Raw genomic sequence first — 14,760 nt, 5'->3', positions numbered from 1 at the left:
TTATCTGTGATAAAATAAATGGGGATAGGATAAAGGAGGAAAACAAATGCAAATGTTTGAAACATACATAAAAAATAATCGTCAACGCACATTAGTTGAAAAGGCTGGTCGTATAGCCGCAAAAGTCGAGCAACGTGTGCATATCGCTGAAGCTTCTGCCCAATTACCTCAGGAAAATATCGATGATTTGCGTGCCGAACGTTATCTATCCTTGACCTTGCCTACAGAGTACAATGGTGAAGCTTTATCATTATACGAATTTTTACTAATGCAGGAAAGGTTAGCTGTGGGGGATGGAGCGACTGCTTTATCTATAGGATGGCATCTAGGTATTGTTAAAGAATTAGCAGAAGATAAAATATGGGAAGCTGAAACATTTGACTGGTTTGCAAGAAAAGTAGCAGACAAGCAAATTTTAGTCAATCGTATTGCTTCTGAAAAAGCAACGGGTAGCCCGACACGTGGTGGAGTTCCTGAGACAATAGCTAAACGTGAAGGGGATCATTATCTGATTACTGGTAGAAAAACGTTCTCGACAATGGCTTCGGTTCTTGATTACTTTATCGTTTCGGCATATGTAGAAGATCAAGACACAGTCGGTTCGTTCTTAATTAAAAGTGATCAAACTGGCGTTTCGATCGATAAGACGTGGGACACCCTAGGGATGAGAGGTACTGGAAGTGACGATATTGTATTTAATCAAGTTAGAGTTAGTCAAACGATGCTAGTAGAGTTAAATAAGCAAGCTAGCACTAAAAAGGCAAAAGGTTGGTTATTACACATCCCAGCTTGTTATTTAGGAATTGCTATAGCAGCAAGAAATGATGCGATTGCTTTCGCTAAGGATTTCCAACCTAATAGCTTAAAAACCCCTATTGCTGAGGTGCCTCATATCCAACAAAAAATTGGTGAGATGGATCTTAAATTAATGCAAGCACGTTGTTTTATGTATCAAATTGCTCAAGAATGGGATCAACGCTCACTCGATCAGCGCCAACAGTTAAGTGCTGAACTTGCAGCGGTAAAGACGATTGCGACTAATATAGCTAATGAAGTCGTAGATTTGGCTATGCGCATCGTTGGAGGTAGAGGTTTGTCTAAAGCTTATCGTTTTGAACAATATTATCGCGATGTAAGAGCAGGCTTACATAATCCGCCGATGGATGATATGGTTATACAAATATTAGCTAAACGGGCAATATCAGAATAAAAACGTACTAAACACCCCCGATGACTTCATAATCATATAAAGGGGTGTTTAATTGTATGATGAAATTTAATCCTGATCGAACCTATAGTTTCGAATGTTTAAAAGACGATTTAAGCTATTTAGCTACACAATATGTTAATGAGGTGAGATTAGAAACAATTGGTTATTCAGTAGCAAAACGAGAGATTTTAGCCGTTAAAATAGGCACTGGGGAAAAAATAATTTTGTGTCATGGGGCGCATCATGCTAGGGAATGGATGACAACTACGCTACTTGTTGATTTTATTTTTCGTATTTTGCAAGATAATAGTTGGCCATGGTTGACTATTAGAAAAGATTGGTTGAAGTTGGTGAGTTTTTGGTTTATTCCAATGGTTAACCCTGATGGTGTTACGCTTGCTCAAGAGGGTCTAAACAGCTTTGACAATGCTGAAACACTACTGAAGTGGAATAAGGGAAGTACAGATTTTACAGGTTGGAAAGCAAATAATCGTGGTGTTGATTTGAATCGACAATACCCGACAGATTGGAAATCCATTGATGGAAGTCCAAGTACACCAAGTTCTAGTCACTTTAAAGGTTACAAGCCATTATCTGAGCCAGAAGTTCAAGCTGTTTATCATTTTGTGAAAAAGCGAAATATTGATGTAGCCATTGCATACCATTCATCTGGTGAAGAAATATTTTGGCGTTACCGATTAAATGAGGAAATTGCCGAAAAGCAATTGCGACCGTTAGCAGAAGCTTTAGCGGATACAACAGGCTATCGTTTAATTAACCCGAGTGATAACCCAAGTGGCGGTGGATTTACAGATTGGTTTCTAACAACTTATAAAAAGCCAAGCTTTACGATCGAAATAGCACCAAGTGTTGGTCCACAGCCCGTACCATTACATTTATATAAACAAATATTCCAAGCTAATGAATTGGTTTTATACACGATAGCTGAGCATCTTATTAGAAAAAGAATGGATAATTAGGTTTACTTTTATTTCATTTAGGTTAAAGATAATTATCATAGTGAGTTGAAAGGGTGATGTTATGTTCAATCATATTTTGTTAGCTTCAGACGGTTCAGAATATGCTATACGTGCTTGTGAAAAGGCTTTAATACTTGCTGAGAACAACCCAAATGCAAAAATAACAATGTTATATGTTGTCGATGGTGCAACATCAAAAGCCGACGCTACTCATTATTGGAGTGCAAGTGAATTGGATAAAAGTCGGAAAGAAAAGCTAACCATTTCAGAACGAAAAATTAAACAAGCTCACATCGCTTATGAAATAAAAATTCTCCATGGTGATCCCGGACCTACGATTGTTAAGTTTGCTAATGAACACGATGTTGATATTTGTGTAATCGGAAGTAGAGGATTAAATAGCTTACAAGAAATGGTACTCGGTAGCGTCAGTCATAAAGTGGCTAAGCGTGCCAATTGTCCTGTAATGATTGTTAAATAGTAGAAAAAATCCTTACTTCATTTGAATAAGGGAAGGGAGTTCTAAAACATAAACATCTAGAACTCCTTTACGTATTTAAAAAATCAACTAAGCATTTAAAGTGCGTTAAGTGCTAGTAACAAACGGCACTTGCTTATTACTTATTGGCATGCGGGGCATAAGCCGTAAATTTCAAATTTGTGGTCATCAACGATGAATTGATCCAGTTCACTAGATAAGTTGTCCATTGGGCAGGCGTGGATCTCTTTTGTTGTCCCGCACGTTTTACAAATAAAGTGATGATGATGATGGTTTGCACATGTGATTTGATAATGTTTTTCCCCATTTAAATCAGTTGATTCCAAAATGCCAAGTTGATCAAATAGGTGTAAGTTCCGGTAAATGGTATCAAAACTAATTCCTTCAAAATGTGGCTCCATATAAGTCAATAAATCCTTTGCGGTACGGTAACGATCTTCTTTGGCGAAAAACTCCAAAATAATCGCACGTTTATCCGTATACTTGTAACCTGCTTTTTTTAGAATAGTTAATGCCTCATTGACATTCATGAGATCACCTTCTTTCTTGTTAAATGAATGAGTTTTTTATGTTAATCCTTAAATAACGCTAACTTATATTTATATAATAAGTTTTCATCGTCATGATCCAACTTATTTAAACCGCTCAATAAAGTTTAACAACGAAACTGAGATATAGTGAATAGTGACTGAGAAGCGTCCGTTCTCTATTAAATAATAACATAAGTGATGGTTGATAGAAAATAGCCTGCGCTATGACTTAATTGCTGATAAACCTTTTAAATAGACAAATCTACCGTACTTGTATGGATTGTAGCTAAAGGGATGGGATTACAAATAAGAATAATTTCGCTTCAATATTTGACACACCTACTATAGGGGGGTATAGTAAGGGGTGAGGTGATATCATGATGAGTGGAAATAATAATGAAGAACGCTATACAAATCATCGATCTGATAAAGATAAGCAACTGTTATTAAATCGTCTTAAAAAAATAGAAGGTCAAGTTAGAGGCATTCATAAGATGGTTGAAAATGATCGTTACTGTGTCGATGTGATGGTGCAAATTTCAGCTATTAATGCTGCATTGAAGAAAGTTGGTTTCGCGATGATGGAGGATCATGTTAACCATTGTGTTGCTGATGCTATCAAGACGGGTACAGGAGAGGAAACAATTACTGAATTAATGCAAGTTATTAAACAATTTAACAAATCATAAAAGCGATAGGAGATGTGTAAATGATGAAGGAACTGACATTAAAAGTAGAAGGTATGTCTTGTCAACATTGTAAGAAGAATATTGAGCATGCATTGCAAGAATTAGGTGTGAAAAAAGCTGAAGTTACTTTAGAAACGCACATGGTAAATATAACTTATGACGAAAGTAAAGTAAGTCAACAAAAACTAGAGGAAACAATAGCAGAGCAAGGTTATCAAGTGGTGTAACGATTTGTTCCCACCTTTCAATAGGTGGGAACAAATGTTAGATGATCTAAAGTCTTAGGAAGTATTTATCACAGGTGGTGGGTTGTAAAGCGCACTCCTAAACTTGAGAATAGAACGTCTCTATTTCTGTTTTATTCAGAATAGCTACCATGCACATAATACTGATTATTTTGCGATTGATAATACCTATACAATAGAAAATAAGAAAAACAAAACCGAATCCTACCCAATAGGGGATTCGGTTTTGTTTTAGCTATGTTTTAACTACATGATGTCGATGTGAACGAGTTGAACAGTTTCTGTGACTCCTCATGACTATTTTCAAGCAAATTCAAATTTAATGAACAGGAAATTGATTCATGTAGTCGGTAAATTGATTAACTGCTTGTGTGATTTGTTGGGTGTCTGCCTTATCTAAACTATACCAGCCATTTTTAAACATGAGGTTGTACAAGTGTCGTTGTTGATTTTGAGTCTCAGTAAATATTTTAAGTAAATCTTCATATAAAGCATGGTTACTTGCTTCATTAAGAGCAGTGCAATAACCATCTGTCATATATTTTTCAGTAGCCAGTAAATCATTGATAATATCCCGGTCATTTAATTGTGAAGATTTTTCAATTGGGGTTTCCGGGTTTTGTACTTTATTTGTTTGCATCTATCTCTTCCTCCTTTTAGTGAACCATTTGGTTATTGTGGCTTTTGGTGAAATTAAGTAATGCTTGATAGTGACGTTCGTGCATTTGGCAGAGTTGGTCTAATGCTTGTTTGGTTTCGGTTAATTTACAATCCTTAGCTAGAAAATTGGCCTTTTTTATTACCGATAAATTCCAAGACATCATGTCAGTTAAATACAAAAGGTCTTTGGAACTTATCATCTCAGGGGGTTGTGGTATTGAGCTATTGTTCGTTTGATTATAGTGTTGCATATTGAATCCTCCTTTAAAATAACGTTATAATCATAATGTGGCTTATAACGGGTAAAATATGCAATGTTCTTTTGGTGCAGATGATTGGTAAAATGTTAAACATAAAACTATACTGATAATAAAATGAATTTATCGATTGAAGGAGTTGAGAGTTGTGATTAATTTTTATTGCTACCCTAAGTGTGGGACATGTCGTAAAGCAAAAAAATGGCTTGAGGATCAAGGTGTTGATTACCATGATATACATATCGTTGAACAACCGCCCACTAAAGCAGAGTTAAAAACGATTATTGAAAAAAGTGAATGGCCAATTAAAAAATTTTTCAATACGAGTGGTCAAAAATATCGCGAGTTAGGTTTGAAAGATAAACTGGCTAATATGACCGATGATGAAAAATTAAGTTTGTTAGCATCAGACGGCATGTTAATAAAACGTCCACTTACAGTAAGTGAGCAATTTGTAACAGTCGGTTTTAATGAAAAGCAATTTGAACAAACATGGAAATAAGGAGGATGACCATGGATTTACCAAATGACTTAAAATATACGGATGAGCATGTTTGGGTTCGAGAAGAAGGTGATTTCATCAGTATTGGTGTAACTGATCATGCTCAAGATGAGTTAGGTGATGTGGTGTTTGTTGAACTACCTGAACAAGGTGAGCAATTGTCAGCCACAGATTCTTTCGGAAGTGTGGAATCAGTTAAAACTGTATCTGAGCTTTATACACCAGTTGATGGTGAAGTTGTTAAAGTGAATCAAGCTTTAGAAGATACACCTGAATTAGTTAACGAATCACCATATCAACAAGGTTGGCTTATTCAGATCAAGCCGGCAAATCCTGATCAATTAAAGCAACTTTTGGACTCGCAAAGTTATCAAAAACAATTAAGTGAAAAAGAGTAACCGTGTAAAACGTACAGAGATGCGCCTTTTACCAAATATGTGGGCATGTTGTAATTGGAGGCTAGGGACGTTGATTTCGTAGTTTCTACCTCTTTCAACACGTTATCATTTGTTAACGTAGAACAACAGAGGTCCGGAGAAAAATAAAAGAAATAAGATCAAAAACGGAGGATCCATTCGTAAATAAATAGATCCTTCGTTTTTATTACATTAAATACTAATGCTTCTATTACATTAAATGAGTTCTCCGATGGTCTCCATAATATCAAGTGGCTTTGCTTTATCAGTAAATTGTTTAATAATATAACCTTTTTGGTCAATGATTACAGTTGTTGGAACACCTAAACAATTGTATTTACGATAAACATCAATCCCTTGGTCAACTAAAGTGGGTTGACTAAGAAATTTCTGATAATAACGTATCCCTTCATTTGGATCTCGTTCTCTACCAACAACATTAATTGTAATGAATGACATTTTTGTTTGATCGATACTTTGATAAAGGCGCTCTTTTATAGGTAAATCATTGCTGCAATCTGGGCACCAAGAAGCCCAGAAGGTTAACACAACAATTTTTCCGCGTTGATCACTCAGTTGATAATATTGCTCTCTATCGATGTATGGTAAGCAGAAATCGGGGGCTCTCACAGGATCTCATCCTTTTCTAATTATTGACTAAAGTATACCATCAAAAAAAAATGCTGAAAACCAATTGACACTATAGCAAACACATGCTAAGATCACTGTTAAATAACTAAATAATTCGAGCTCTTATCGAGAGAGGTGGAGGGACTGGCCCGAAGAAGCCCGGCAACCGTTAAACATTTTGTTTAAAATGGTGCCAATTCCTGCGAAGCAGTTATGCTTTGGCAGATAAGAGAACAAGAAGACCTATATTTTTTTCATTCCAGCGTCTTTCTGTTCTCTTCAAGGAGAGCAGAGAGGCGCTTTTTAATAGTGATAGAGAGAGAAGTGGGGGAAAGTAAATGATAAAAATTGATCAATTATCAAAGGTGTTTCAGACATCAAATCAATCGATTCAAGCTGTTGATCAAATTGACCTTCAAATAAATAAAGGTGAAATATTTGGCATAATTGGCTATAGTGGTGCAGGTAAAAGCACTTTTATTCGCTTGATTAATCGTTTAGAGGAACCAAGTGCTGGATCGGTTTTAATTGATGACCAGGACATTACAGCACTAAGTAAACGAGATCTTCGCTTATCACGACAGGAGATAGGGATGATCTTTCAACACTTTAATTTATTATGGTCTCGCACGGTAAGGGAAAACATTGCTTTTCCTTTAGAAATAGCAGGTTTATCTAAAGCCGAACGAAGCGAACGTGTCGATCAACTCATTCAATTAGTAGGTTTGACAGGAAGAGAAGATGCTTATCCGGCCCAATTAAGTGGTGGTCAAAAACAACGTGTTGGCATTGCTCGCGCATTAGCTAATAATCCTAAAGTTCTTTTGTGTGATGAAGCAACTTCAGCGCTGGACCCTGAGACAACAGATTCAATCTTATCGTTATTAGTAGATATAAACGAAAAATTAGGATTAACGATTATCCTAATTACTCACGAGATGCATGTGATTCAAAAGATTTGTCATAATGTTGCGGTTATGGAAGAGGGTCGTATTGTTGAACAAGGATCCGTACTCGATGTTTTTTCACATCCAAAACAACCTGTAACAAAAAAGTTTGTTGAGCAAGTGATGGGTAAGCCAGATGATGAAGTGGCAGATGACATTTTTATTCAGCAGGTTAATTCAGGAAAAGTTTTAAAACTGCAATTTGTCGGTGAGTCAACGAATCAAGCTTTTATTAGTCAAGTGGCTAAAAAATATGATGTGGAACTTAATATTTTACAAGGAAACATTAAACAAACGCAGGCAGGTGCATATGGCTCACTATATATTCAAGTAACGGGTACTGATGAAGTGGTCAGTCAAGCGATTGCATATATGGATTCTACTTCAATAGAAGTGGAGGTTGTTGCAAATGACTGATTTATTTCCAAATGTAGATTGGCCAGATTTAGTAGAAGCAACTGGTGAAACTTTTTATATGACGATTGTCGCATTGATTGGTGCGCTTATCCTTGGTTTATTTTTAGGGTTATTGCTTTATTTAACCTCACCAAGTGGACTTTGGAAAAATAAATATGTTCATTTTATTATTGCTACATTTGTTAATGTTTTTCGAGCGATCCCGTTTGCTATTTTAATCTTCTTACTTTTCCCAGTTACTAATTTTTTGTTTGGGACGTTTCGTGGAACAACACCAGCTATTCCCGCTTTAATTGTCGGAACCGCCCCGTTTTACGGGCGATTAGTTGAAATAGCATTAAGAGAGATTGATAAAGGTGTAGTTGAAGCCGCTCAAGCTATGGGGGCGAAAACGTCAACGATAATCTTTAAAGTTTTGTTGAAAGAATCCATTCCTGCTTTAGTGTCAGGATTGACTGTGACATCAATTGCTTTAGTTGGTTATACAGCTATTGCAGGTATGATTGGAGCAGGTGGTTTAGGTGATTATGCATATTTCTATGGTTTTACACGTCGAAACTTCGACATTGTTTTGGTTTGTACGGTTCTCATTGTGATTATTGTCTTTATTTTTCAATTTATTGGGGACTGGATCACGAAGCGTTTAGATAAGCGCTAGCTATGGTCAAAAGTGTGTGTCAGCCTTTAACAAAGGCAAACATAGATAAAAAATAGAAAAGGGGAAATGAAAAATGAAAAAAGGATTAATCGCGTTAGGATTTGTTTTAATTAGTTTAATACTCGTTGCATGTGGTGGCGAAGATGATGCAGATACAAATGAAATTAAAGTTGGGGCAACAAGTGTTCCACATGCTGAAGTGTTAGAGGAAGCTGCACCGATTCTAGAAGAAGAGGGGATAACGTTAACAATTGAAACATATACAGACTATGGTTTGGTAAATGAGGATTTATCAAGAGGCGAATTAGATGCAAATTACTTTCAACATGTGCCGTTTTTAGAGACATCAATTGCGGAAAATGATTATGACCTTGTTAACTTAGGTGGTGTTCATGTTGAGCCGATGGGTGTCTATTCACAAAATATAGAGAGTATTGACGATATAGAAGTTGGAACAGAGGTTGTTATTAGTCGAAATGTTCCTGATCACGGACGTATTTTAGCATTGTTTGAAGCTAACGGTTTACTTACATTAGCAGATGATATTGAACGATCAGAAGCGACAGTAGATGATATTATTGACAATCCACTAGAGCTAGAATTCTCGCCAGATGTCAATCCAGAGCTATTGATTGAGGCTTATCAATCCGATCAAGATGCACTGATTGCCATTAACACAAACTATGCAATTGAAGCAGGCCTTTCACCGCTTGATGATGCATTATTTGTTGAAGGTTCTGACTCGTTATATGTAAATATTGTAGCAGCACGTGCTGAGGATGAAGACAACGAAAACTTATTAAAATTAGTCGAAGTCTTACAGTCTGAAGCCATTCAGAATTTTATTATAGAAAAATACAATGGTGAAGTTGTTGCTGTAGGATCTGAAGGGTAATTTGTAAGTAAATCGAACAAAATTAAAGGAAAATGTTTATTTTCTAACAATTCAATCTATATTTTCGTTAAGTGAACGGTCAATAAGCTAAATCGGTTCAAGTGCTGCTCAATCCACTTTGGCTATCGTTTTTCTAAATGTTATACTAATTGTTGTCAGTAAAAAGAAAGGAAGATTATCTTACGATGGTTAGTAAATTGGAACTAAATTATACAACCGAAATGGAAAAAGCAATGCATCAAACACATAATTGTTGCTTTGCCAAATATGAAGCAGATATCGAGAAGCGTATTGAAGTAGAAAAACAACGAGAAAAAAGTCATCAACAGGGTATGTACCTTGTAAACGAAATGAATCGACAAGTACATCGTTAATAATGTAGTTTAAAGAGGCTTTCCTCACCAATGTCAGCAATATATGACTTTGTAGTGGGTGAGCCTCTTTTTTGTGCGATAAGATGAAAAATTAGGGCTCTATACTAACGGAGTAAGAAATAATTGTGGAAGTCCCCCTTATAAATTGTCAGGGAAAGAACGAGAAAAGGTTGAGAAGCTTTTACAAATGGATCCACGCTTAAAAGAAACGTATGAGGTAATGAACAAATTAGATGAATGGTTTAAGACAAGTGATGAGAAGATAGCTAGAAAAGGAATGGCGGCTTGTCTAGAATGGAAGCGTGCTTCTAACATTGATGCATTTCACCGCGTAAGAAAAACGTTTATACGTTGGAAACAAGCGATCTTACAATCGTTCATGTATCCATTTAATAATGGTTATATCGAAGGCATAAACAATACGATAAAGGTTTTAAAGCGAGACTCTTGGCATCAAAAATTTTCAACGTTTGAAACATAAAATATTATGGCAACAAGAGGTTAAAAAGGCTCTCGTTTGAAATAGCACATAGCAGAGGAAATATGCGAGACTCCTGCAGAAAAACGGGCGACCGAGACCCCACAGCGGTCTTTGCGAGGAGGCTTGGGCGTTCGTCCGCGGAAAGCGAGTATATTTCCCTCTGCGGCTTAGCAAGCTTTTAACAAAGATGAATGGTGGAGTGAACAGTACACCACTTTGACAGAGAACCAAAATTAGTAAAGAAGTCAGACGGATGGAAGCCTGTTTTATACCTCTACATATTGTTTTATCCTCATATAAAAGTGTCTTACTTGCATTTAAATCTAAGCTGTCTTGATTAAATGGTTTAGGATAGGATCGATCGTTTCAGTTTATAGTATAATAAGGAGAACAAAAAGCGTGTCTATGTTAAAATAGAAAATAACTATTACTTTTTTTACTCTAAGGTTTAAAAAGTGTAGTTTATTCGTTTTAAAATCTTGATATTAGATTTGAAATAGTATAAGATTGTAATGAGAATAAAGTGAGAATGGTTAAAGTTAAAATTAAACTATTCTTCAAAATATTATATATTATTTTTCTTGGAGGTATAGATATGAGTGGATCAACTTTAGAAATTAAAGATCTTCATGTAGAAATTGAAGGTAAAGAAATTTTAAAAGGTGTAAATTTGACCGTTAAAGGTGGAGAATTCCATGCGATAATGGGACCAAATGGAACAGGGAAATCAACATTGGCTTCAGCAATCATGGGCCATCCAAAATATGAAGTGACAAAAGGTAGCATTTTAATGGATGGTGAAGATGTGCTTGAGATGGAAGTAGACGAACGTGCTAAAGCTGGTCTATTTTTAGCAATGCAGTACCCAAGTGAGATCAGTGGTGTAACGACATCTGATTTTCTTCGTTCTTCAATTAATGCCCATCGTGAAGAGGGAGACGAAATTCCATTAATGAAATTTATTAAAGAAATGGATCAAGCTATGGATTATCTTGATATGGATAAAAATATGGCTCAAAGATACTTAAATGAAGGTTTTTCTGGTGGCGAAAAGAAACGTAACGAAATCCTTCAGTTGATGTTATTAAAACCAGCGATCGGCATCTTGGATGAAATCGATTCTGGTCTTGACATTGACGCACTAAAAGTGGTATCAAAAGGGATTAATAAATTGCGTAATGAAGCATTTGGTTGCTTAATTATTACACACTATCAACGTTTATTGAATTATGTGACACCTGACTATGTTCATGTAATGATGCAGGGACGTGTTGTTAAATCGGGTGGTCCAGAGTTGGTTGAACGTTTAGAAAGTGAAGGTTATGATTGGATTAAACAAGAATTAGGCATTGAAGACGAAACAGTTGGCGTAGACGCTTAAAGTAAGGAGGGATTGTATGTCTGTTGAAGTATTAAATCAATATAATAAAGAATATGTTGAAAAATTTTCAAGTAAACATAGTGAACCAGAATGGATGCAACGTCTTCGTAAAGATGCATTCGCTAAAGCAGAACAGCTTGACATGCCGAAGCCGGATAAAACGAATATAACGCGCTGGAATTTTTCTGATTTTGCGCATGAAGCAGAAGTAAAAACAATTGCAAGTTTAGATGCGTTACCTGAAAACATTAAAAAGTTTGTGAATACGAGGGCGAATCAGCAAAATTTAGTTGTTTTGCGTAATCAGTCAAATAGTTATCAACAACTGTCTGAAACATTAAAGCAACAAGGTGTCATATTCACAGATATTTTTACAGCTTTACATGAGCATGCTGAGCTTGTCCAAAAATATTATATGACAGAAGCGGTATCTGTTGATGAACATAAATTGACAGCTTTACACGCAGCTCTAATGAACGGAGGTGTCTTCCTCTATGTACCGAAAGATGTTGTGATTGAAGAACCGTTACAAGCTATTTTTTGGCAGGAAGATGCACAGTTAGCCTTATTCAACCATGTCATTATTGTGGCTGAACAAAATAGTCAAGTTACTTATGTGGAAAACTATTTATCAAGCCATGATGAAACAAAAACAGTAGCTAACGTCATTACAGAAGTTATTGCTGAAAATAATGCCACTGTATCATTTGGTTCGGTTGACCATTTTGCCCATGGAACAACGGCATATATGAATCGCCGTGGGATTGCTAAACGCGATGCTAAAATTGAGTGGGCGCTTGGACAAATGAATGATGGGAATACGGTTTCTGAAAATATTACCCACCTATTAGGTGATCATTCTGTTTGTTATGCGAAGGCCGTGTCGGTTGGACGTGGTGATCAGTCACAAAACTTTACCGCTAAGATTGTCAATCATGGTAAACAATCAGACGGTATTATTTTACAACACGGCGTCATGAAAGACAGTGCTACAGCGATTTTTCATGGGATTGGTAAGATTGAGCATGGTGGAACGAAGGCAAACGCAGAGCAAGAATCTCGTGTGCTAATGTTAAGCAAAGATGCGCGAGGTGACGCCAATCCTATTTTATTAATTGATGAAGATGACGTTACAGCAGGACATGCTGCATCTGTTGGTCGTGTTGACCCTGTTCAACTCTATTACTTAATGAGTAGAGGGATTTCTAAACAGGAGGCAGAACGCTTAATCATTCATGGTTTCCTTGCACCTGTCGTTAATGAAATACCAATTCCTGAGGTAAGAGAGCAATTAACAGATGTTATTGAAGGGAAAGTATACTAAATGGATGCGAAAGCGATTCGTGAAGATTTTCCTCTTTTGAACCAAGAAGTTAATGGTCATCCACTGGTTTATTTGGATTCAGCTGCCACGTCACAAAAACCAATGCAGGTCATTGATGCAGTGAATCAATATTATACTTTAAACAATTCTAATGTACATCGCGGTGTGCATACAATTGGAACACGGGCAACTGAGCAATATGAAGGGGCTAGAGAGCGTGTTAAGCAATTTATTCATGCACAATACGATGAAGAAGTCATCTTCACACGTGGAACCACAACTGCGATCAACTTAGTAGCTTCAAGTTATGGTCGAGCCAATTTGACTGAAGGTGATGAAATTGTCATTACACAAATGGAGCATCATAGTAATATTATTCCTTGGCAACAGGTAGCAAAGGCAACCGGTGCAACATTGAAATTCATTCCATTAGAGGCTGATGGTACCGTAACGCTAGCCAATGTTGAAAAAACGATTACTCCGGCTACTAAGATTGTTGCGATCGCCCATGTGTCTAATGTACTCGGTACAATCAATCCAATTAAAGAAATAGCTGAGCTTGCTCATCGAAACGGAGCAATTATTGTGGTTGACGGTGCACAAGGGGTTCCTCATATGAAAGTTGATGTGCAAGAGATGGATTGTGATTTCTATGCTTTTTCTGGACATAAGATGTGTGCACCAACGGGTATTGGCGTGTTATATGGCAAAAAAGTATGGTTAGAACAAATGGAGCCGATTGAGTTCGGTGGAGAAATGATTGATTTCGTTGATCTTTATGACTCGACGTGGAAAGAGTTACCGTGGAAGTTCGAGGGTGGTACACCTATCATTGCTGGCGCGGTTGGACTGGCAGCAGCGATTGACTACTTGACAGCGATAGGACTTGATCAAATTACGACTTATGAACAGCAGCTAACGGCTTATGCGGTGGACCAGTTAGAAGAAATAGATGGTATTGATATTTATGGTCCTAAAAAACGCGCAGGTTTAATCACTTTTAACCTAACTGATGTTCATCCGCATGATACCGCAACTGTTTTAGATAGTGAAGGAATAGCTGTTCGAGCCGGACACCATTGTGCTCAGCCTTTAATGAAATGGTTGAAAGTAACTGCAACAGCTCGAGCTAGCTTTTATATTTATAATACAGAAGATGACGTTGATCGTTTCGTGACTGGATTAAAGAAAGCGAAGGAGTTTTTCGGAGATGTCTTTTAATAACTTGGATACGTTATATCGGCAAGTCATTATGGATCATTACAAGAACCCTAGAAATCATGGATCACTGTCTGAAGAGGCTTTAACATTAGAAATGAACAACCCAACCTGTGGCGACCGTATTCAATTACATTTAATGATTGAGAATGGCTATGTCAAGGAAGCAAAGTTTGAGGGCGAGGGGTGTTCAATTAGTTTAGCTTCTGCATCGATGATGACACAAGCGATCAAAGGTCAACCGATAGCAGATGCGCTGAAAATGTCTAAATATTTCTCGAATATGATGCTCGGTCAAGAACAAGATGAAACGAATTTAGAATTAGGCGATATTGAGGCGCTTCAAGGCGTTGCTAAATTCCCAGCCCGTATTAAATGTGCAACCTTAGCTTGGAAGGCAATGGAGAAGGCTGTTGATCAGGATCAGGGTTCGAAATAAGATTATAT

Annotated in this window: 20 protein-coding genes and 1 riboswitch; of the genes, 16 read left to right on the top strand and 4 right to left on the bottom strand. The window is 36.8% G+C overall.

Features of this window, described 5'->3' with window-relative positions; genetic code table 11:
- Positions 1-46 precede the first annotated feature (46 nt).
- The 3 genes from B494_RS0110660 (at position 47) to B494_RS0110650 (ending at position 2,671) form a co-directional block, all read left to right on the top strand.
- Positions 47-1,210: an acyl-CoA dehydrogenase family protein gene (locus B494_RS0110660; protein ID WP_017472386.1), complete on the top strand. Its 1,164-nt coding sequence runs from the start codon at positions 47-49 to the stop codon at positions 1,208-1,210.
- Between the two features lie 56 nt (positions 1,211-1,266).
- Positions 1,267-2,190 carry a M14 family metallopeptidase gene (locus B494_RS0110655; RefSeq protein ID WP_017472385.1) on the top strand — a complete coding sequence of 308 codons (924 nt, stop codon included), beginning with the start codon at positions 1,267-1,269 and terminating at the stop codon, positions 2,188-2,190.
- Between the two features lie 61 nt (positions 2,191-2,251).
- Positions 2,252-2,671: a universal stress protein gene (locus B494_RS0110650; RefSeq protein ID WP_017472384.1), complete on the top strand. Its 420-nt coding sequence runs from the start codon at positions 2,252-2,254 to the stop codon at positions 2,669-2,671.
- A gap of 140 nt (positions 2,672-2,811) precedes the next feature.
- On the opposite strand, the gene B494_RS0110645 is transcribed toward B494_RS0110650, so the two are convergent.
- On the bottom strand, positions 2,812-3,219 hold the full coding sequence (locus tag B494_RS0110645; protein ID WP_017472383.1) for a Fur family transcriptional regulator: 408 nt from the start codon (positions 3,217-3,219) through the stop codon (positions 2,812-2,814).
- A gap of 380 nt (positions 3,220-3,599) precedes the next feature.
- On the opposite strand from B494_RS0110645, the gene B494_RS0110640 reads away from it, so the two are divergent.
- Positions 3,600-3,908, top strand: coding sequence for a metal-sensing transcriptional repressor (locus B494_RS0110640; protein WP_017472382.1), 309 nt, complete (start codon positions 3,600-3,602; stop codon positions 3,906-3,908).
- Positions 3,909-3,928: 20 nt separating this feature from the next.
- The gene (locus tag B494_RS0110635; RefSeq protein ID WP_017472381.1) at positions 3,929-4,135 is read left to right on the top strand and encodes a copper ion binding protein; all 207 of its coding nucleotides are present in this window, start codon (positions 3,929-3,931) and stop codon (positions 4,133-4,135) included.
- Between the two features lie 337 nt (positions 4,136-4,472).
- Here the strand turns inward: B494_RS0110635 and B494_RS0110630 are convergent, their stop codons facing one another.
- Together B494_RS0110630 and B494_RS0110625 are read right to left on the bottom strand one after the other, a co-directional pair.
- Positions 4,473-4,793: a spore coat protein gene (locus B494_RS0110630; RefSeq protein WP_017472380.1), complete on the bottom strand. Its 321-nt coding sequence runs from the start codon at positions 4,791-4,793 to the stop codon at positions 4,473-4,475.
- A 16-nt stretch (positions 4,794-4,809) separates the two neighbouring features.
- The gene (locus B494_RS0110625) at positions 4,810-5,064 is read right to left on the bottom strand and encodes a hypothetical protein (RefSeq protein ID WP_017472379.1); all 255 of its coding nucleotides are present in this window, start codon (positions 5,062-5,064) and stop codon (positions 4,810-4,812) included.
- A 154-nt stretch (positions 5,065-5,218) separates the two neighbouring features.
- Here B494_RS0110625 and B494_RS0110620 point away from each other — a divergent pair, with 154 nt between their 5' ends.
- A complete protein-coding gene (locus B494_RS0110620) occupies positions 5,219-5,572 on the top strand; it encodes an arsenate reductase family protein (protein ID WP_017472378.1) in 354 nt (117 codons plus the stop codon).
- An 11-nt stretch (positions 5,573-5,583) separates the two neighbouring features.
- Positions 5,584-5,970, top strand: a complete 387-nt coding sequence (gene gcvH / locus B494_RS0110615; RefSeq protein WP_017472377.1) for a glycine cleavage system protein GcvH — start codon at positions 5,584-5,586, stop codon at positions 5,968-5,970.
- A 234-nt stretch (positions 5,971-6,204) separates the two neighbouring features.
- Here the strand turns inward: gcvH and B494_RS0110610 are convergent, their stop codons facing one another.
- The gene (locus tag B494_RS0110610; RefSeq protein ID WP_017472376.1) at positions 6,205-6,618 is read right to left on the bottom strand and encodes a TlpA family protein disulfide reductase; all 414 of its coding nucleotides are present in this window, start codon (positions 6,616-6,618) and stop codon (positions 6,205-6,207) included.
- Between the two features lie 120 nt (positions 6,619-6,738).
- Positions 6,739-6,850, top strand: a riboswitch (SAM riboswitch).
- A 106-nt stretch (positions 6,851-6,956) separates the two neighbouring features.
- On the opposite strand from B494_RS0110610, the gene B494_RS0110605 reads away from it, so the two are divergent.
- The 9 genes from B494_RS0110605 (at position 6,957) to sufU (ending at position 14,752) form a co-directional block, all read left to right on the top strand.
- A complete protein-coding gene (locus B494_RS0110605) occupies positions 6,957-7,982 on the top strand; it encodes a methionine ABC transporter ATP-binding protein (protein WP_017472375.1) in 1,026 nt (341 codons plus the stop codon).
- Positions 7,975-8,640, top strand: a complete 666-nt coding sequence (locus tag B494_RS0110600) for a methionine ABC transporter permease (RefSeq protein ID WP_017472374.1) — start codon at positions 7,975-7,977, stop codon at positions 8,638-8,640. Before B494_RS0110605 ends, B494_RS0110600 begins: the two co-directional genes overlap by 8 nt.
- A gap of 73 nt (positions 8,641-8,713) precedes the next feature.
- Positions 8,714-9,535, top strand: a complete 822-nt coding sequence (locus tag B494_RS0110595; RefSeq protein ID WP_017472373.1) for a MetQ/NlpA family ABC transporter substrate-binding protein — start codon at positions 8,714-8,716, stop codon at positions 9,533-9,535.
- 185 nt (positions 9,536-9,720) lie between these two features.
- Entirely contained in the window at positions 9,721-9,909 is a 189-nt protein-coding gene (locus B494_RS21160) for a YuzK family famiily protein (protein ID WP_017472372.1), read from the top strand.
- Positions 9,910-10,096: 187 nt separating this feature from the next.
- Positions 10,097-10,390 (top strand): transposase, encoded by a 294-nt coding sequence (locus B494_RS19925; RefSeq protein WP_241211417.1) that lies wholly within the window; start codon positions 10,097-10,099, stop codon positions 10,388-10,390.
- Positions 10,391-10,985: 595 nt separating this feature from the next.
- Positions 10,986-11,771 (top strand): Fe-S cluster assembly ATPase SufC, encoded by a 786-nt coding sequence (sufC, locus tag B494_RS0110580; RefSeq protein ID WP_017472371.1) that lies wholly within the window; start codon positions 10,986-10,988, stop codon positions 11,769-11,771.
- A gap of 16 nt (positions 11,772-11,787) precedes the next feature.
- Positions 11,788-13,095, top strand: coding sequence for a Fe-S cluster assembly protein SufD (sufD, locus tag B494_RS0110575; protein WP_017472370.1), 1,308 nt, complete (start codon positions 11,788-11,790; stop codon positions 13,093-13,095).
- Positions 13,096-14,316: a cysteine desulfurase gene (locus B494_RS0110570; protein ID WP_017472369.1), complete on the top strand. Its 1,221-nt coding sequence runs from the start codon at positions 13,096-13,098 to the stop codon at positions 14,314-14,316.
- Positions 14,306-14,752 (top strand): Fe-S cluster assembly sulfur transfer protein SufU, encoded by a 447-nt coding sequence (gene sufU / locus B494_RS0110565; protein ID WP_017472368.1) that lies wholly within the window; start codon positions 14,306-14,308, stop codon positions 14,750-14,752. Before B494_RS0110570 ends, sufU begins: the two co-directional genes overlap by 11 nt.
- Positions 14,753-14,760: the final 8 nt, after the last annotated feature.

The organism is Amphibacillus jilinensis Y1 (assembly GCF_000306965.1).
In the GTDB taxonomy this organism is placed as follows: domain Bacteria; phylum Bacillota; class Bacilli; order Bacillales; family Amphibacillaceae; genus Amphibacillus_C; species Amphibacillus_C jilinensis.
The sequence above is the reverse complement of the archived record's forward strand: the minus strand, read 5'-3'. Positions and strand labels throughout refer to the sequence as shown.